Source organism: Zobellella maritima, assembly GCF_003075035.1.
In the GTDB taxonomy this organism is placed as follows: Bacteria; Pseudomonadota; Gammaproteobacteria; order Enterobacterales; family Aeromonadaceae; genus Oceanimonas; species Oceanimonas maritima.
This window is the reverse complement of sequence record NZ_QCZE01000002.1, coordinates 276,529-294,010: the sequence shown is the minus strand read 5'-3', so window position 1 is coordinate 294,010 and position 17,482 is coordinate 276,529. Positions and strand designations below refer to the sequence as shown.

General features: G+C 56.8%; 16 protein-coding genes. 8 read left to right on the top strand and 8 right to left on the bottom strand.

Annotated elements, in window-relative coordinates:
• The first annotated feature begins 171 nt into the window (after nucleotides 1–171).
• Together rsmD and DCS96_RS13260 are read left to right on the top strand one after the other, a co-directional pair.
• Nucleotides 172–768, top strand: coding sequence for a 16S rRNA (guanine(966)-N(2))-methyltransferase RsmD (gene rsmD / locus DCS96_RS13265; protein ID WP_116474874.1), 597 nt, complete (start codon nucleotides 172–174; stop codon nucleotides 766–768).
• Nucleotides 765–1,046 (top strand): DUF1145 domain-containing protein, encoded by a 282-nt coding sequence (locus tag DCS96_RS13260; RefSeq protein WP_116474873.1) that lies wholly within the window; start codon nucleotides 765–767, stop codon nucleotides 1,044–1,046. The genes rsmD and DCS96_RS13260 overlap by 4 nt, the downstream gene beginning before the upstream one ends.
• Here the strand turns inward: DCS96_RS13260 and DCS96_RS13255 are convergent.
• Nucleotides 1,043–1,372, bottom strand: coding sequence for a putative signal transducing protein (locus DCS96_RS13255; RefSeq protein ID WP_116474872.1), 330 nt, complete (start codon nucleotides 1,370–1,372; stop codon nucleotides 1,043–1,045). The two genes, DCS96_RS13260 and DCS96_RS13255, sit on opposite strands and share 4 nt — an antisense overlap.
• Nucleotides 1,373–1,964: 592 nt before the next feature.
• Between DCS96_RS13255 and sseA the strand changes: the two genes are divergently transcribed.
• Nucleotides 1,965–2,831 (top strand): 3-mercaptopyruvate sulfurtransferase, encoded by an 867-nt coding sequence (gene sseA / locus DCS96_RS13250; protein WP_116474871.1) that lies wholly within the window; start codon nucleotides 1,965–1,967, stop codon nucleotides 2,829–2,831.
• 78 nt (nucleotides 2,832–2,909) lie between these two features.
• On the opposite strand, the gene DCS96_RS13245 is transcribed toward sseA, so the two are convergent.
• Both DCS96_RS13245 and fabR read right to left on the bottom strand, forming a co-directional pair.
• On the bottom strand, nucleotides 2,910–3,272 hold the full coding sequence (locus DCS96_RS13245; RefSeq protein WP_116474870.1) for a YijD family membrane protein: 363 nt from the start codon (nucleotides 3,270–3,272) through the stop codon (nucleotides 2,910–2,912).
• Nucleotides 3,273–3,296: 24 nt separating this feature from the next.
• Complete coding sequence (fabR, locus tag DCS96_RS13240) at nucleotides 3,297–3,908, bottom strand: HTH-type transcriptional repressor FabR (RefSeq protein ID WP_116474869.1); 612 nt, start codon at nucleotides 3,906–3,908, stop codon at nucleotides 3,297–3,299.
• Nucleotides 3,909–4,050: 142 nt separating this feature from the next.
• Between fabR and DCS96_RS13235 the strand changes: the two genes are divergently transcribed.
• The 3 genes from DCS96_RS13235 to DCS96_RS13225 all read left to right on the top strand — a co-directional run bounded on the left by DCS96_RS13235 (nucleotide 4,051) and on the right by DCS96_RS13225 (nucleotide 7,358).
• Entirely contained in the window at nucleotides 4,051–5,166 is a 1,116-nt protein-coding gene (locus tag DCS96_RS13235) for an acyl-CoA desaturase (protein WP_116474868.1), read from the top strand.
• Between the two features lie 187 nt (nucleotides 5,167–5,353).
• Nucleotides 5,354–6,703 carry a sodium-dependent transporter gene (locus tag DCS96_RS13230; RefSeq protein ID WP_116474867.1) on the top strand — a complete coding sequence of 450 codons (1,350 nt, stop codon included), beginning with the start codon at nucleotides 5,354–5,356 and terminating at the stop codon, nucleotides 6,701–6,703.
• Between the two features lie 325 nt (nucleotides 6,704–7,028).
• Entirely contained in the window at nucleotides 7,029–7,358 is a 330-nt protein-coding gene (locus DCS96_RS13225; RefSeq protein WP_116474866.1) for a DUF1820 family protein, read from the top strand.
• Between the two features lie 33 nt (nucleotides 7,359–7,391).
• Here DCS96_RS13225 and DCS96_RS13220 read toward each other — a convergent pair whose 3' ends face one another.
• The 4 genes from DCS96_RS13220 to rpmE all read right to left on the bottom strand — a co-directional run bounded on the left by DCS96_RS13220 (nucleotide 7,392) and on the right by rpmE (nucleotide 12,413).
• Nucleotides 7,392–9,539, bottom strand: coding sequence for a S9 family peptidase (locus DCS96_RS13220; RefSeq protein WP_116474865.1), 2,148 nt, complete (start codon nucleotides 9,537–9,539; stop codon nucleotides 7,392–7,394).
• Between the two features lie 451 nt (nucleotides 9,540–9,990).
• Nucleotides 9,991–11,235 carry a malic enzyme-like NAD(P)-binding protein gene (locus DCS96_RS13215; RefSeq protein ID WP_116474864.1) on the bottom strand — a complete coding sequence of 415 codons (1,245 nt, stop codon included), beginning with the start codon at nucleotides 11,233–11,235 and terminating at the stop codon, nucleotides 9,991–9,993.
• A 119-nt stretch (nucleotides 11,236–11,354) separates the two neighbouring features.
• Entirely contained in the window at nucleotides 11,355–12,095 is a 741-nt protein-coding gene (locus DCS96_RS13210) for a thermonuclease family protein (protein WP_116474863.1), read from the bottom strand.
• Between the two features lie 102 nt (nucleotides 12,096–12,197).
• Nucleotides 12,198–12,413: a 50S ribosomal protein L31 gene (gene rpmE / locus DCS96_RS13205; protein ID WP_116474862.1), complete on the bottom strand. Its 216-nt coding sequence runs from the start codon at nucleotides 12,411–12,413 to the stop codon at nucleotides 12,198–12,200.
• A 139-nt stretch (nucleotides 12,414–12,552) separates the two neighbouring features.
• Here rpmE and priA point away from each other — a divergent pair, with 139 nt between their 5' ends.
• Nucleotides 12,553–14,757: a primosomal protein N' gene (priA, locus tag DCS96_RS13200; RefSeq protein WP_116474861.1), complete on the top strand. Its 2,205-nt coding sequence runs from the start codon at nucleotides 12,553–12,555 to the stop codon at nucleotides 14,755–14,757.
• A gap of 211 nt (nucleotides 14,758–14,968) precedes the next feature.
• Here the strand turns inward: priA and DCS96_RS13195 are convergent, their stop codons facing one another.
• On the bottom strand, nucleotides 14,969–15,559 hold the full coding sequence (locus DCS96_RS13195; RefSeq protein WP_116474860.1) for an LON peptidase substrate-binding domain-containing protein: 591 nt from the start codon (nucleotides 15,557–15,559) through the stop codon (nucleotides 14,969–14,971).
• A gap of 167 nt (nucleotides 15,560–15,726) precedes the next feature.
• Between DCS96_RS13195 and argS the strand changes: the two genes are divergently transcribed.
• Nucleotides 15,727–17,481, top strand: coding sequence for an arginine--tRNA ligase (gene argS, locus DCS96_RS13190; protein ID WP_116474859.1), 1,755 nt, complete (start codon nucleotides 15,727–15,729; stop codon nucleotides 17,479–17,481).
• The last annotated feature ends 1 nt before the right edge of the window (nucleotide 17,482 follow it).

Here is a 17,482-nt window from a genome sequence, read left to right as displayed (position 1 = left end):
CCATGGGCTCTACCAGCGCGCTCCGCACCCACCGGATTAAAACTTTCCTCGGATTTTCCGCGACGGCCGAGCTCCGGCTGGCCAAGGCCTTGCCCCTTAATTAGAATACTCGCCCCTTAGGGGTGAAAAACCGCCTTATACTAGCACTTTATTGAAAGACGGCGAAACGTGATGGTCAAAGCAAAACAGGTAAAGAAACCGTCTGCGGACGTGGGCCAAATCCGTCTTATCGGCGGCCAATGGCGAGGCCGCAAGTTACCGGTCCTCAACAGCAAAGGACTCAGGCCCACCTCGGATCGAGTGAAGGAAACCCTGTTTAACTGGTTGATGTTCGATATCAGGGGCACTGTCTGTCTGGACTTGTTTGCCGGCAGCGGCAGCCTGGGCTTTGAGGCCCTGTCCAGGGGAGCAAAACGCTTGGTGATGGTGGAAAAAGAAGTCAGGATCGCCCGTCAATTGGAGCTCAACCTGGCCAGCCTGTCCGGAGCCGAGGGGAAAGTGGTCAACAGCGACGCCCAGACCTATTTGACGGGTAGCCCCGAATCCTTTGATCTGGTTTTTCTCGATCCTCCGTTTCATCAGGATCTGCTGTCACAGGTGTGTACGCGATTGGAACAAGATGGCTGGCTGGCCCCGGAAGCCATGATTTATATCGAGCGGGAGCAGACCTCAAACGAGCCGAGCCTGCCCGGCAACTGGCGGCGCCTGAAGGACAAACGAGCCGGCCAGGTCTGTTATCAGCTTTATCAACGGGAGCAAAACAAATGAAAGTATTGAATATATTGATGCGGCCGGTGATGCTGATGTTCTGGGGAGGCATCCTTTATGCCCTTTTCGGCCCGGAGTTCGCGGAGGTCGGCTCCCTGCCGCTGATACTGGGTGCTGTGGTGCTGGTGATGCACCTGCTGCAGATGCTGATGCTCAGACAGGTGGCCAGTTTGCTCAGTCCCACTCTCAAGGACTATCTGGCCGTGCTGGTATTCGGCTCCTTCGCCATGCACCATCATCGGGCTCGGCTCAAGCAACTGATGGCACAAAAACGCTAGCGCTGTTGCTGTTCATCGGCACCGGGCTCATGCCCACACTGCCAGCAAATCTCGAAGCTGCCGGCATTCTGTTCTCCACAATGTCGGCATTGCCAGGAACCCTCACTGCCTTGCCGGTATCGTGCCAATACCTGCTGCGCGTGCGCCAGATCGACCGGACGGATCAGCAGGGTCACTTCCACCGCATTGGCCGGCAGTTCACCCAGGGCGCCCGACAGGGCATCGCCCCGCAGCTGCACAGCGATACCCACCACTTCCAGTGCTCCCTTTAGGGTGTGGGCTTCCAGGCTGTTGGCGGCCTCGTAAACCGGGATCCAGTCGCTCATATGTTCCCTTCTTGCCGAAGCTCTACATAGAAAAAGGGGGTGACGTCATGTCACCCCCTTTTGGGTCGTCGTATGGCTCAATCCTTAAACCAAATTGCTCCCTGCAGTCCTTGACTTGTACCTTATCCTTAAGGTGATCCCCTTCCCGATCCTTCGGTGCGTCCTGGTCATCCTGACCGCGTGTCATCCTGACTCGCTCGACTATCTCCGTCCTGGGAGGTGTCCCTGACCGCGTCCTGCGGTGTTCCTTTCGCCTTCCTGGCAGCCTGTCTTCCTGACCGACTTCCTTGCTCCTTGCCCTTCTAAATATAGAGTAATTTTCGAATCCCTCAAGAAAGTTCCCTTTATAAAAAAATAACCTAACGCTGAATAAAAAAACTAACCAACTGTTTTATGTGATAAAAACCGTCTCGACAGGTTAAAGTAGCCAGTCATAAAAATGTATTGGCTGCATCCTCTTTGAGAGATCTCTTACAAAGAAAATCGTTGATGACCTCATCCCCCCGAACGACGAAATTCAAGGCCCCGGGGATGTCGCCTATCCCCACTTTGACGTTAATATTAAACCATTAACAGACAAGGAGAATTGCCGATGGCCAAACCCACCTTCACCTCATCCCTGGTTGATTGCAAGTGGCTGGCCGAGCATCTGTCAGACCCGGAGCTGGTGGTACTGGATGCCAGCTGGCATATGCCCGTAGCCAAGAGAAATGCCGAACAGGAGTGGCTGGCCTGCCGGATACCGGGGGCCCGCTATTTTGACTTCGATAATCGCATCAAGGATCAACACAGCCACCTGCCCCATATGCTGCCCGATGCCGACCTATTCTCCCGAGAGGCTTCCCGGCTGGGATTGGAAAATCATCAGCGAATAGTCGTCTACGACAGCGTGGGGATCTTCTCTGCCCCCCGAGCCTGGTGGATGTTCAAGGCCATGGGGCATCAACAGGTAGCCGTGCTCAATGGCGGTCTGCCCGCCTGGAAAAAGCAGGGGTTGCTCACCGAACAGGGGACGGCTCCCCGGCCCCAGCCGGGTCATTATAAAGCCAGCTGGGCACCGAACTGGGTGCGGAATGCAACGGCTGTGCTCGATGCCCTGTCCAACCCTGCTTGTCTGGTACTGGATGCCAGGAGCCGGGAGCGTTTCCATGGCGAGGCGCCCGACCCCAGACCGGGTGTCAGGGCCGGTCATATGCCCGGCGCCGTTTGCCTGCCATTTACCGAGTTGCTCGAAGACGGTCACCTGTTGCCGCTGGAACGGCTGGCGGCGCGGCTGAAGACGGTACTCAAGCCCGAACAACAGTTGATATGTAGCTGTGGCTCCGGAGTCACGGCGGCCATTCTGGCCCTGGCCGCCGAGGTAAGCGGACACCGACAGATTGCCGTTTATGACGGTTCCTGGGCCGAATGGGGCAGCCGGGACGAACTACCGCTGGCCACCGAAGAACGCCCGGACTGAAGCCACGGCCACCATCAGCAATAAAAAATGCCAGTCGGCCCGAACCGACTGGCATCAATGAGAAACCGGTAAAACCGATTATTCCGCCTTGGGGCGCGCGGCCACTCCCAGTTTGACAGCCAGCCAGGCCAGTAACCCCAGGGTGATCATGATCGACAGGAAATTGGTGCCCATTTCCGGGAACTGTACCCGTAAAAATGAAGAATACCCAAACACCCCAATCAAAAAGCTCAGCAGGGCACACAAGGGTGTATCGCCTTCCATGGGAACGCTAAGATACTCCTGATAAAGCATGTAGGCAGCCAACACCAGCGCAATGGCCGGGAATACCGAAAATGCCATCTGGCTGACACTCAACGTTGCCAGGGTGGCATTACCACACACCCCCACCAGGAATGCCAATAGTATGGGCTTACGACGAATTTTTTTACTTTGTAACATGGACATCCTTCCTCACGTAAGGGCCTAGGGCCGTTTAGTCTTATAATATGCATCTGCGCCCTTGGCAACCATGCGCAGCTGCAGGATCATCCGCTCAGCCAGTGCCGAACGCTCAACATCATTCATATCCAGGGCTTCGGCGCCGGCACTGAATACCAGGGTGACCATGGTCTGGGCCTGCAACAGCGCATAGTCACGCCGGATATGCTGCCTTTCTTCCAGGTAATCGGTCAGCTCGGCGGTAAAATGCTGGATTTCCCTGGCCACCGCCTGACGAAAGGCAACCGAAGTGCCGGAACGCTCGCGCAACAGCAGGCGAAACACATCCGGGCTGTTGTCGATAAACTCCATAAAGGTTTTGACCGAAATCTGGATCACGCTACCGCCATCGGCAATCCGCTGCCGGGCCTGACGCATCAACTGACGTAAGGTGAGGCCACCTTCATCAACCAGGGTCAAGCCTAATTCTTCCATATCCTTAAAATGACGGTAGAAAGAGGTGGGTGCAAGGCCTGCCTCCCGGCAGACCTCGCGCAGACTCAAGCTGGAAAAACTTCGCTCGGCACTCAACTGCCGAAAGGCAGATTCAATCAGGGTGCGCCGGGTTTTTTCTTTTTGTTCGGCTCGAATGCCCACAAGACTCCAGGGTCTAACGCTTTATGGCCGGATCATACCTTTTTGTATGAATGGGGTCAGCCCCGGTTGGTCATTTTCTGATTGACCCCACCCAGCCGAACCGGGAAAATAGTGTACAGTTGTTCGCTCAATGGATGTTGATATGCGTAAACCCCCCCTGTTATGGACCAATGCCCTCGTCTTTGCCGGTACCGGCCTGGCCGCACTGGTGCTGGTACCCTGGTATGGCCTGACCCATGGCTACGACGGCTGGCAATGGCTGGCCCTGCTGCTGCTGTTCAGCTACAGCTGCCTGTCGATTACCGCCGGTTATCATCGTTTGTGGGCCCACAAGGCCTATGAGGCGCATCCCCTGATGCAATGGGTGTTTGCCCTCGGAGGCGCTCTGTCACTGCAGAATTCGGCTCTGCGCTGGTGTGCCGATCATCGTCGCCATCATCGCCATGTGGATGATCTTGAAAAAGATCCCTATTCGGCCAAGCGGGGACTCTGGTTCTCCCATATGGGCTGGATGCTGCGCGATTACCATCCGGAAGATGACAGCAATATCCCGGACCTGAAACGCAATCCCATCCTGGCGTTTCAGCATCGCCACTATCTGGCCCTGACCCTGCTCATGAACCTGGGTCTGCCGATTGCGCTGGGGCTGCTGCACGGCGACCTGTGGGGCATGCTGTTGCTGGCCGGCGTATTGCGCCTGGTACTCGGCCATCACGTCACCTTTTTCATCAATTCCCTGGCCCACTATTGGGGGCGCCAACCCTATACCAATAAAAATACCGCCAGGGACAATGATCTGTTGGCAGTGCTGACCTTCGGCGAGGGCTACCATAATTTTCATCACCTGTTCGAGTCCGATTACCGCAACGGCATCTGCTGGTGGCATTACGATCCGACCAAATGGCTGATCAAGTCCATGAGCTGGGTGGGCCTTGCTCGCCGGTTACGCACCAGCCCGCAAGAGCGTATCGAACAGGCCAAGCTGGAAATGCGTCTGGAGCAAGCCCGACAACGGCTGCTGCGTCGCCAGGGAGCCGATACCGAACAATGGCTGGCGCTGCTGCATGGCGAGTATGAGCGCTTGCTGGAGCAGCTGAAGGCCTATTATCAGGCCCGCAAGACGCTGCTGGACATGAAGAAAAAGGCGGTAGGCTGCAAATATGAAGAACTCAGGCTCAGGCTCAACTGCGATGAGTTGAGAGCGTCCCTGCAGATTCAAAAGCGTAACTGGCTGAAGCTGACCACCCAGCTGGCTTAATAAAGGTGGGGGCTCCCCCCCCGCCTTTATATTTCTCTACTCATTTAGGCAGGCCCGGCATCCTCCGCTACACGGCCTGCTTCTATTTGACAAAAATCCTGCAAAACACCATAGTTTGCCTCATTTTTCATTAACGGCGCCTGTATTGGAAACTTTACGGCGTATGCCAGAGCAGGGGCGTAGCAAAGTGGAATCAAGGGCGCAGTTCAGCAGCAGGTTGGGGTTTGTCATGGCGGCGGCGGGCTCGGCGATCGGGGTCGGCAATATCTGGGGTTTTCCGACTCAGGCAGCCAGCAACGGTGGTGGCGCCTTCCTGTTGGTGTACCTGCTGTTTATTTTCCTGCTGGGCTACCCCATGCTGGTCGCGGAAATGGCCATTGGCCGTCACGGCCAGGCCACTCCTTTCAGGGCGCTGCAACAGCTGACCGAGGATCGTGCCGGTCGGGTGGGCGCAGGCCTGCTGGGACTGGCCGCCGTGCTCACCGTCAGCTTTATTTTCACCTTCTATGCCATTGTCTCCGGCTGGTTTGTCGCCTATGCCCTTGAGCCGCTGGCCCACATGATGGGCTCCACGCAAGGCGCCGCCTGGCTGAGCGATTTTTCGGTGTCCCGCAACCTGATATTTACCCTGCTGTTTGCCCTGCTCAGCCTCTATGTAGTCTGCCAGGGACTGGAGCAGGGTATCGAGAAATGGTCACGCCGGCTGATGCCCCTGCTGCTGTCGATGCTGCTGCTGTTGACCCTGTACATGCTGCTTCAGCCGGGTGCCGGAGCGGGATTGAAAGCCTATCTGATCCCGGATTTTTCCCGCGTGCTACAAGGCAAGGTACTGATCGGAGCCCTTGGCCAGAGCTTTTTCTCCCTGTCATTGGGCGCCGCTGTCATGATGATTTACGGCTCCTATCTCAGCCGTCAGGCAAGCATCCCCGTGCTGGCCGCCCAAGTCACCCTGCTGGATACCAGCGTTGCTTTCCTCGCCGGGCTGCTGATCCTGCCCGCCATGTACGTGGCACAACATAATGGCGTGTCCATCCTTGCAGAAGACGGCAGCCTGCTCGACTCGGATACCCTGGTGTTTTCGGTACTACCCGCCCTGTTCAATACCATGGGCCAGGCCCAGCACCTGATCGCCTTTGCCTTTTTCCTGCTGATGATAGTCGCGGCCATTACCTCTGCGATTTCCATGCTTGAGGCACCGGTGTCGATGGCGATGGAAATCGGAGGTCTGTCACGCATCAAGGCTACCTGGCTAATGACTCTGTTATGCACCTTGATCAGCGTGATAATAGTGTTTAATTTTGGCAGCCTGTTCGGACTGATAATCACCGCAACCACCCATTACGCTCAACCGCTGGTGAGTCTGTGCATCACCCTCTATGCCGGTTGGGTCTGGCAGCGGCACCAGGTACTGGCCGAGCTGAAGGCCGGCCACCCCGAGCTGGAACAGGGCTGGTTCTGGAAGATCTGGCCCTGGTATGTCCGTCTGGTATGCCCTGTGCTGGTGCTGCTGGTCATTATCCAGTCTATCGGTGGTTAAGCTGCACATCCCCCGGTGGGGGGTCTAGAACACCGGGCAGTTTAAAAGTTGACCATCCGGGGTGATCGGAGGACAAAGGAGGCAGGCGCGCCGTCCTCCGTGCCTGGGCAGCGCTCCTGCCATTCCGGCATACCCACTATCCCTGACAGTCAGATGGTGCGGTGGAGCCTCCATTGAGGATTCACCGCGTGGCAGAAGAGGAGTATCCTTTGGCCGTGAGCATCCTCCTCGTCAGCAGTCAATCAGCTCTTCGAGCAAGAGAGAATGGGAGATGCCTGCTTTTGCACTGTATGGTGCTCCAGGCTTCAGAATGGATTGGAGAAAAATGAAAGCTGCAGAACTGTTGTATCGTGTTCAGTTTATCAACGCCGGCAAACATTATGAGATCTATGTGCGGGAAGTAACCCAGGGAAGCCTGTTCGGGTTTGTCGAACTGGCGGACTTCGTCTGGGATACCCGTACCTCGCTGTTGGTGGATCCCGCCGAAGACAGGCTAAAAAGCGAATTTGCCGAAGTGAATCGTACCTATATCCCGCTGCACCAGATATTGCGGATCGATGCGGTTCAAAGACGCGGCACCGCCAAACTGACCGAGCTGAGCGACAAGGTGGCCACCTTTCCCACCCCTATCTATACGCCAAAGCCGGGTAGTTAACCCGGCTTTGGTCTGGCAAACCAGCGGAGCTGGTTAGTTGACTATACCTTCAGCCTTGCTAAAACCGGCGATCCGGCTGACCTGGGCTTCTTCTTCAGCCAACGCCAGCAGGAAAGCATATTCCCGGGCCAGATCCTGATAGTAGGAAAAACGTCCGGACTTGCCTCCATGGCCAGAGTCCATGTCGCAGTGCAGCAACAACAGGTTGTCGTCAGTTTTCAACTCACGCAATTTGGCCACCCACTTGGCCGGCTCCCAATACTGCACCTGGGAATCGTGCAATCCCGTGGTCACCAGCATATGGGGATAGGCCTGCGGCTTCACCTGATCGTAAGGGCTGTAGGACTTCATATAACGGTAGGCATCGTCATCAGCCGGGTTGCCCCACTCGTCATATTCACCCGTGGTGAGGGGGATGGATTCGTCGAGCATGGTGGTCACCACATCCACGAAGGGTACTGAAGCAATCACCCCTTTAAACAGCTCGGGGGCCATATTGGCGACGGCAGCAACCAACAGGCCACCGGCACTGCCACCGGAGGCAAATACCCGGCTACGGTCGGCATAACCCTGCGCCACCAGGGCCTGGGTAACATCGATAAAATCGTTGAAGCTGTTCTGCTTGTTCATCAACCGGCCCTGCTCATACCAGTCGCGCCCCAGCTCCTCACCACCACGCACATGGGCGATGGCATAGACGAAGCCGCGATCAAGCAGGCTCAGGCGGGCGCTGCTGAAGTCCGGGTCCATGCTGGCACCATAGGAGCCATAGGCATACACCAGCAGGGGATTGTCGCCATTCTGCTCAAACTGGTCGGCTCGATATACCAGGGAAACGGGAACCTTGGTCCCATCACGGGCAGTGACCCACAGGCGTTCACTGCGATAGTTGTCGGCGTCGAACTGTTCTCCCACATACTGCTGCTTGAGCTGTTTGCGTTCCAGGGTATCCATGTTGACTTCATAAGTGGTCACTGGACGGGTCATGGAAGAATAGCCATAACGCAGCCAGGGCGTTTCATCCTCGGCGTTGGCACCCAGCCAGGTGACATAGGCGGGATCCTCGAAGCGGATCTGGTGCTCGCGACCATTCTGCCAGTTGATTTGACGCAGGTGCACCAGGCCTTCCTGACGTTCTTCCAATACCAGCCAGTCACGGAACAGGGCAAAGTCTTCCAGCAGCACGTCTTCCCGGGCGGGGATCAACGTCTGCCACTGCTCAGGACCGCTCTGCTCGGTCTGATACAGGGCAAAGTTGGCACCTTCCTTATTGGAGCGGATGTAGAACCGATCCCGGTAGTGTTCCACCGAGTATTCATGATCCCGCTGACGGGGCAGGAACACCTCGGCCTCGGCTTCGGGACGATCCGCCGGTACCAGACTCATTTCACTGGAAACGGTACTCCAGGCACCGATCACGATATAGTCGTTGGAGCGGCTCTTGTAGATGCTGGTATAAAAGCTGGCATCTTTTTCTTCATAGACCAGCACATCCTCGCTTTGAGGCGTACCCAGGGTATGACGGTACACCTGATAGGGCAGCAGGGTGTCTTCATCCTGCTTCACGTAAAACAGTGTCTTGCCGTCATTGGCCCACACCAGGTTGCCGGAGGTATTTTCCAGCACCTCTTCATAGAGCTGACCGTCGCTCAGCGACTTGAAACGGATCTCATATTGGCGGCGCGAGACAAAGTCTTCGGCAAAGGCCAGCACCTGATCATCCGGGCTGACTGCCAGCTGGCCCATGCTGTAATAGGCCTTGCCTTCGGCCCGCTCATTACAGTCCAGCAGCAGCTGGATCCGCTCGGGGTGATCTTCCGTGTAACGCTCGATAATGCCGTATTCACCGCCTTCACGATAACGGGTCTGGTACCAGTAGCCGTCCTTGCGATAAGGCACGGAGCTGTCGTCTTTCTTGATACGCGCCAGCATCTCCTGATAGAGACTTTCCTGCAGGGCCGACAGGGGTTGCAGCACCTGCTCGCTGTACTTGTTTTCGGCTGAGAGGTGGGAAAGCACCGCCTTGGCTTCCCGCTGATCATCCCGTAACCAGTAATAGTTATCGACCCGGGTATCGCCATGGTGAGTCAGGCTGTGGGGAATTTTCTTGGCCACTGGTGGTTTAAGTTCCAAATCGGATCCCTTTGCATACGGTTTGGCAGAAGCCATGCATACTAACATTAAGCCAAGTTTCACCCTATTACGCACATCAGACTCCTTTGGAAGACGCATAAAAACGCACAAATTCTAACCAATAAAACCTCGTTAGCCAAAGGGTTTTTATGGAAAGTGATCATATCTGTAACAAAAAGTCCGTCTGGAGCCGTAATTTGAGTCAAACTGGTTCCGTATGGAAATAGCCCCCCCCATTAAGTATCTGAGCGTCTGTTGGGGCATAGCGCCTGAGTCAACACAGCCGTCTCGCACGCCCCCCCATCAAGCATCCATGAGGCACGGGAATGCCGTAACGGCAGGAGCATTTTCCGGCCCTGGCGCTAAGGATCTGCTAAACAACATCTGGTCGCCGTCAGTCGTGATCTACCATTCGGAACAGCTATTTAATCCGATAGGTATAAGCCAGGAAATAAAAAAGGAGCCGTAAGGCTCCTTTTTGACAGCTGATAGACAGTTCTTAATCCAGCATGTAGTTTTCTGGTAGTTCGATACCAGCTACACCTGATTCCACTGCTGCAACCGCAACGGCACGGGCCACGCGTGGCAGCAGCCGGGGATCCATCGGCTTGGGAATAATATAATCCTTGCCGAATGTCAGGGCTTCAATGCCGGCGGCATCCAATACCTGCTGCGGCACCGGCTCCTTGGCCAGGCTGCGAATTGCTTCAACGGCCGCCACCTTCATCTCGTCATTGATGCATGAAGCCCGAACATCTAGGGCGCCACGGAAGATAAAGGGGAAACAAAGTACGTTGTTCACCTGGTTGGGATAGTCGGAACGACCGGTCGCCATGATCAGATCCTGACGTACGGAATGAGCCAATTCCGGCTTGATCTCGGGGTCCGGATTGGAGCAGGCGAAGATTACCGGGTTTTCCCCCATCATGGCTACCGCCTCTGCCGGCAGTACATCCGGGCCGGACACGCCCACAAACACATCGGCGTCGGTGATTACGTCTTCCAGGGTGCGCTTGTCGGTGTTGTTGGCAAACAGCTGCTTGTACTCGTTCAGGTCATCGCGACGGGTGTGGATAACCCCTTTGCGATCCAGCATATAGATATTTTCCCGCTGGGCGCCGCATTTGATCAGCAGCTCCATACAGGCAACGGCGGCGGCGCCGGCACCCATACAAACGATGCGGGAATCGGCGATCTTCTTGCCCTGTACTTCCAGCGCATTGATCATGCCAGCGGCGGTAACGATGGCGGTGCCATGCTGATCATCATGGAACACCGGCACGTTGCAGCGTTCGATAAGGGCTTTTTCGATCTCGAAACACTCGGGTGCCTTGATGTCTTCCAGGTTGATACCACCGAAGGTGTCGGCAATGGCAGCCACGGTCTGGATAAACTCTTCGGTAGTCCTGTGTTTAACTTCGATGTCGATGGAGTCCAGGTTGGCAAAACGCTTGAATAACAGTGCCTTGCCTTCCATGACCGGCTTGGAGGCCAGGGGGCCCAGGTTACCCAGGCCCAGGATGGCGGTACCGTTACTGATAACGGCGACCAGGTTGCCCTTGGCGGTATATTTATAGGCATTTTCCGGATTGGCGGCAATTTCTCTCACCGGCTCGGCCACTCCCGGACTATAAGCCAGGGCCAGATCCTTGGCGGTTTCAGCAGACTTGCTGATTTCTACAGATATCTTGCCTGGTTTTGGAAGCGCATGATAATCCAATGCATTTTGACGGAAATCGGTCATTTTATTGAGTACCCTGATGCGATTGTTGACATTATTACTTCTTTAGAAAAACAAATTTAACACATTTTTTGTACAATATGGTAGTAATCAACTGACTTGCAGTTGTCCCATCCGGGAGTTCAGTTCTCCTTGCTGTATTGCCAGGGGCGATTCAGCCACAGCCGCCATTCGCCCTTGTCTCTGTAAACCCATCCCCTGACAAACAACAGGGTACCAGGCCTGATCTGGGCCAATCGTAACCGCAGTTCGGGGCTGCTTCGGCTACCCGCTTGCAACCAGACCTTGTCTTCCAGTAGCAGCCGTACCCGGTTGCTTTCGGTGCTGACTGCCGTCACTCGCCCACGTAGCATCTGCCATCCGGTTTGGCTGGGCAGCATGGACAACGGCCGTGACCAGATCCCTCGCCTGGCCCGCCTCGCCTTTGTTTCCGCAGCAAACAGGCAGGGCCATAGTTCATGGTTCGGTGCTATCAGCAACAAGGAACCCAACCCCAGGAGTAACATCTGTTCTGTCAGGGGCGCACCGGAAGGCCACAGTGGGTGAGCCAGCCAGCGACCATAATCATCATGTTTTTTAACACCAAAAACCAGTTTCAATTGAGACCCTTTCTTGAAATTATTTCGTAACCAGTCCCGGGCATGCGTGGCTCCCGGCTCTGCCTGAGTACGGTCATAGGGGTTCAGCTCGGGAGTATCTATACCGATCAGGCGTATGGTCCGACCGTCTTTCAGCTTCAGGGTATCGCCATCAACTACCCGCTCGACCCGCACGGTTTCATCGGCGGCCAGGCGTGGGCAGGCGGGATAAGTCCATATAGGACACAACAGCAGCAATAACCAGGGCAGAGACAAGGCTGACATCCTGCGTCTCGTCAGGAGGAGCAGGATTTAAAGATGGGCAATGGAGGAAAAAAAGGGCAACAAAAAAGGCGCCGCAGCGCCTTTTTAGCAAGAAATCGTTGCTTATTTCTTGGAGGACAAGGCACCGAAACGCTTGTTGAAGCGATCTACACGGCCACCGGTGTCCGCTACCTTCTGCTTGCCGGTATAGAAGGGGTGGCAAGAGGAACATACGTCCAGGTTCAGATCGTGACCCACGGTGGAGCGGACCTTGATTTCGTTACCGCAGGAACATTTGGCAACGATTTCTTTGTATTCGGGGTGGATACCTTGTTTCATGGACAACCTCTGTCATTAGGCCGTGTCGCTATCTGATCCTATGCCAGACACCACACGCAGTGATACATGTTTTGTGAAGGCTGCGAATATTATAGGATCGCGCATTTCTGGGCAAGGGAAAATGGAGGTAAAATCACCAATGACAGTACCGGTAACCCAGGGGTTGATACGGGTCGTGCTCCCCGTTCCGCTCAGACAGGATTTCGATTATCTGAGCGACCTCCCCCTGCCCGCCATCGGTTGCCGGGTCCTGGTCTCCTTTGGCAACCGCTCCCAGGTCGCCCTGGTGGTCGCCCACCCGGAACAGCCCAGCGTCGCCACCCACAAGCTGAAGTCCATACAGGCTGCACTCGACACCCACCCGGTACTATCGGCACAGGACATGGGCTTGCTGGATTGGGCCGTACAATATTATCAGCATGCCCCCGGCGAGGTGTACTTCCAGGCCCTGCCGACCCTGTTGCGCAAAGGGGAAGCCGCCGACTACAAGACCATCAGCTATTGGCACAACTGCCCTCCCGGGGCCAGCAGTCAGCCTCTTTCCCCCCAGGCCCATAAACAACGTCAGGCCCTGGAGCTGCTTGCCCAGGGGCCGCTGTCGCCAGGCGAACTGGAAGTCAGGGGCATCACCGCCGGCGTACTGAAAGGCCTGGCCGCCAAGGGACTGGCCGAAAAGCGGGAGCAGCTGCCCGCTCCCGCCGACTGGCGCCGGAGCTATGCGGTAAATGAAGAAGACAAGCCACGACTCAATACCGAGCAGGCACTGGCGGTCAGTTGCATCAACCAGGCCACCGGCTTCAGTCCTTTCTTGCTGGAAGGCATCACCGGCTCGGGCAAGACTGAGATCTACCTTCAGGCTATGGAACCCGTGCTGCGCCAGGGTCGGCAGGTACTGGTACTGGTGCCGGAAATCGGGCTGACGCCACAGACGATAGCCAGGTTTCAGCGTCGTTTTCGGGTACCGATCGTTACCCTGCATTCCGGCCTGTCGGAACGGGAGCGACTTGATGCCTGGCTCGCCTGCCGCGATGGATCGGCGGCGGTGATCATTGGCACCCGCTCCGCCCTGTTGACGCCTTTTGCCGAACTGGGTCTGATCCTGATCGATGAAGAGCATGACAGCTCCTTCAAGCAACAGGACGGCTTCAGATACCATGCCCGGGATCTGGCCATGCTGCGGGCTCGCCGGCTGGCCATTCCCATCGTGCTGGGCTCGGCCACCCCGGCCTTTGAGACCCTGCACAATGCCCACAACGGCAAATACCGCCACCTGCTCCTGCGCCAACGACCGGGTGCCGCCGCTGTCGCCCAGCATCTGTTGCTGGATAGCAAACATGTACAGCTGCATGCGGGGCTTTCTCCTCAGTTGATCCAGCTGATGGAAGAGGAATTAAGCCGGGGAAATCAGGTGATGCTGTTCCTCAACCGCCGCGGTTATGCTCCCGCCCTGCTCTGCCATGATTGCGGCTGGCTGGCCGATTGCGAGCGTTGCGACGCCCATTATACCTGGCATAGGGGCAAGGCCAGGTTGCATTGTCATCATTGCGATCACCAGCGTTTCGTGCCCCGCCAATGTCCCCACTGTGGCAGCCAGCAGCTGCTGGGCACGGGCCTGGGTACCGAACAGGTCGAACAGGCCCTGGCCGCCCTGTTTCCCCAGTACAGCACCATTCGGATCGATCGGGACAATACCCGCCGTAAAGGCAGTTTTCAGCAACACTTGGCCGGTATTCGTGAGGGCCGCTATCAGATTCTGCTGGGCACCCAGATGCTGGCCAAGGGCCACCACTTTCCCGATGTCACCCTGGTCGCCCTGCTGGATGTGGATGCGGCCCTGTTCGCCAGCGATTTTCGGGCAACCGAACGCTTTGCCCAGCTTTATATCCAGGTGGCGGGTCGGGCCGGACGAGCCAGTAAACCCGGTCGGGTAGTACTGCAAAGCCATCATCCTGATCATGCTCTGCTACAGGACCTGGCCAACCAGGGCTACGCGCATTTTGCCCGTACCGCTTTGCAGGAACGGCAACAGGCGGGGCTACCCCCTTTCAGTTACCAGGCCCTGTTCCGGGTTCAGGCCAATCAGTCCGAACCCTGCCAGGATTTTTTGCAGGCACTGGCGGAACGGCTCAAACCCTTGCTGCCCGCCGATCTGCTCTGCGCCGGCCCCTTCAGCGCCCAGATGGAAAAGAAAGCGGGGCAGTTCCGGCATCAGCTGCTGCTGCAGGCCGGCAACCGGCGCCAGCTGGCCATCGCCGTACGTCAGGCGCTGGCCCTGATCGACACCATCCCTCTGGCGCGCAAGGTGCGCTGGTCTCTGGATATAGATCCTACCGAGCTGTGGTAACCCTACTCCCTAAAGCACCATGCAGGTTAACATTCAGGCATCCCCCCATGCTCTATTGAGCGGAGGCCTTGTTGACTGCTGCGAACTGAATGCTACCTGTCCGGGGGCGCCTGCCGGCATTCTCATCAGAGGACGCCGGGGCTTGAAAGAGACAAGGGGAATAGCCTCTTCATCTAGGTTGGCCTGGCCAACGTTGAAACTGCTCGATGCTCTAGTGACGCAAGCCGGGCACCGAATCGGGTTTGATCATGGTCATCAAGAACGCCAGGGCCCGCCGACAGTTGTCCTCGGCCATCAGCAACTGGGTCTGGTGTCCACCCAGGGGCAGAACTTCCAGCCAGCGCTGGGTGACCCAGGCAGCATCCGTCCATCGGGGCGACGGGTGCAGCTCGGCCAGCTCAGGATACTCGTCAAACACTTCCTGTAACTTATCAGACAAGACCCGCTCGAACGAAGAAAGAGAGCAGGACTGCCAGTTATCCAGCAGCGAGACTTCCGCCTGCAGGAGACCATCAGCATCCTGACTCAGGGAGCGGATCAGGAAACGTTCGGTTCCTTCTACCGTAATCCCCAGCAAGCCATCAGCCAGGCTGTAGAAATCCACAATTTGCACCCGGGTGCCCAGCATGAAAAGGCTATGGGTTCGCTTGCCCTGCTCATCGTCGAGCATGCCGATGCCGAAGCCATTTCCCGTCCCTGCTGCTTCGCTGACCATCCTGATATACCTGGATTCAAAAATACGCAAAGGCAGTTTGCCACCGGGCATAAGGTGGAGGGTCAGCGGTAAAATCGCCAGTTTCATGGCCCTGTCCTCCCCTGCAATTAATAGCTATAGAGACCCCGTTTCGGATCGATTGCTTTCAATCCGCCGCTGCCGGACGCAAACGGTAGTTTTCTCGGCGCGATATGAGTAGAATTTATCCCCCCTGGGTATCAATCCGACCTTGTCTTAATTTTGGTGAACTGACGATGAAAGAACACATTCAAGCGCTGCTTGAGCAGACGGTCTCTATTCTGAAACAAGAAGGCGCATTGCCCGCCGAGCTGGAGCCGCGTATTCAGGTAGACAGAACCAAAGACAAGGCCCACGGGGATCTGGCCACCAACCTGGCCCTGCTGCTGGCCAAGCCGGTGGGGCAAAATCCCCGCACCCTGGCTCAGTTAATTGTAGACAAACTGCCCGCCTCGCCCCTGGTAGCCAAGACCGAGCTGGCCGGTCCCGGCTTTATCAACTTCTTTCTGGACAGTAACTGGCTGGCCAATCAGATTGCCTTGATGGTGCAGGATCCGCGCGCCAATGTGCCGGTCGCCGAACACCGGCAAACCGTGGTGGTGGACTACTCTGCGCCCAACGTCGCCAAGGAAATGCATGTCGGCCACCTGCGTTCCACCATTATCGGCGATGCCGTGGTGCGTACCCTGGAGTTTCTGGGTCACAAGGTGATCCGTGCCAACCATATCGGCGACTGGGGTACCCAGTTCGGCATGCTGATCGCCCATCTGGAAGAGCTGGAAAAGCAGAACCCGGAGGTATTGTCCTCGGGCCTGGCCGATCTCGAACAATTCTACCGGGAGTCCAAGCAGCAGTATGATGCGGATCCCGAATTTGCCGAACGGGCCCGGGGCTATGTGGTCCGGTTGCAGGGCGGCGACAGCTACTGCCTGAGCATGTGGCAAAAGCTGGTCGACGTTACCCTCAGTCACAATCAGGCCGTCTACGACCGCCTCAATGTGTCCCTGACCCCAGCCGATGTGATGGGTGAAAGCACCTATAACGCCATGCTGGCCGAGATCGCCGAGGACCTGCAGGCCAAGGGCCTGGCAGTGGAAGACCAGGGCGCCCTGGTGGTCTACCTGGACGAATACAAGAACAAGGACGGTGATCCCATGGGGGTTATCGTACGCAAGAAGGACGGCGGTTTCCTTTACACCACCACCGATATCGCCTGTGCCAAATACCGCTATCAGCAGCTGGGCGCCGACCGGGTATTGTACTTTATCGACTCTCGCCAGCATCAGCACCTGATGCAGGCCTGGAGCATAGTGCGTCAGGCCGGCTATGTCCCCGAGCAGGTCAGTCTGGAGCACCACGCCTTCGGCATGATGCTGGGCAAGGACGGTCGTCCCTTCAAGACCCGTTCCGGCGGCACCGTCAAGCTGGTCGATCTGCTCGACGAAGCCGAGCAAAGAGCCGCCCAGCTGCTGGAGCAGAAGCAGACGGAACTGACCCCGGAAGAAAAGGCCCAGGTCATCAACCGGGTCGCCATGGGCGCGGTCAAGTATGCGGACCTGTCCAAGAACCGCACCACCGATTACATCTTCGACTGGGACAACATGCTGTCCTTCGAGGGCAATACCGCCCCTTATCTGCAATATGCCTATACCCGGATCCAGTCCATCTTCCGCAAGGCCGGGGCGAATGCCGAACAGCTGAACGGCCAGGTACAGATAGGCGCTCCCGCCGAAGAGGCGCTGGCGCAAAAGCTGGTGCAGTTCAACGATACCGTTAAGAGCGTCGCCGACAAGGGCATGCCTCACCTGCTGTGCCTGTACCTGTTTGAATTGTCCGGTGCCTTCATGAGCTTCTACGAGGCCTGCCCGATCAACAAAGACGGTGTCGGTGAACAGGAACGCGCCAGCCGCCTGTTGCTCTGTGCCGCCAGTGCCAAGGTGCTGGAGCGGGGCCTGGGCCTGCTGGGCATAGAGACCATGGAGCGCATGTAAG

Excerpts from the sequence above, each read along its gene's own strand:
- rsmD (WP_116474874.1), top strand. The coding sequence starts at position 172 with ATGGTCAAAGCAAAACAGGTAAAGAAACCGTCTGCGGACGTGGGCCAA.
- DCS96_RS13260 (WP_116474873.1), top strand. The coding sequence starts at position 765 with ATGAAAGTATTGAATATATTGATGCGGCCGGTGATGCTGATGTTCTGG.
- DCS96_RS13255 (WP_116474872.1), bottom strand. The coding sequence starts at position 1,372 with ATGAGCGACTGGATCCCGGTTTACGAGGCCGCCAACAGCCTGGAAGCC.
- sseA (WP_116474871.1), top strand. The coding sequence starts at position 1,965 with ATGGCCAAACCCACCTTCACCTCATCCCTGGTTGATTGCAAGTGGCTG.
- DCS96_RS13245 (WP_116474870.1), bottom strand. The coding sequence starts at position 3,272 with ATGTTACAAAGTAAAAAAATTCGTCGTAAGCCCATACTATTGGCATTC.
- DCS96_RS13235 (WP_116474868.1), top strand. The coding sequence starts at position 4,051 with ATGCGTAAACCCCCCCTGTTATGGACCAATGCCCTCGTCTTTGCCGGT.
- DCS96_RS13225 (WP_116474866.1), top strand. The coding sequence starts at position 7,029 with ATGAAAGCTGCAGAACTGTTGTATCGTGTTCAGTTTATCAACGCCGGC.
- DCS96_RS13220 (WP_116474865.1), bottom strand. The coding sequence starts at position 9,539 with ATGTTAGTATGCATGGCTTCTGCCAAACCGTATGCAAAGGGATCCGAT.
- DCS96_RS13215 (WP_116474864.1), bottom strand. The coding sequence starts at position 11,235 with ATGACCGATTTCCGTCAAAATGCATTGGATTATCATGCGCTTCCAAAA.
- DCS96_RS13210 (WP_116474863.1), bottom strand. The coding sequence starts at position 12,095 with ATGTCAGCCTTGTCTCTGCCCTGGTTATTGCTGCTGTTGTGTCCTATA.
- rpmE (WP_116474862.1), bottom strand. The coding sequence starts at position 12,413 with ATGAAACAAGGTATCCACCCCGAATACAAAGAAATCGTTGCCAAATGT.
- priA (WP_116474861.1), top strand. The coding sequence starts at position 12,553 with ATGACAGTACCGGTAACCCAGGGGTTGATACGGGTCGTGCTCCCCGTT.
- DCS96_RS13195 (WP_116474860.1), bottom strand. The coding sequence starts at position 15,559 with ATGAAACTGGCGATTTTACCGCTGACCCTCCACCTTATGCCCGGTGGC.
- argS (WP_116474859.1), top strand. The coding sequence starts at position 15,727 with ATGAAAGAACACATTCAAGCGCTGCTTGAGCAGACGGTCTCTATTCTG.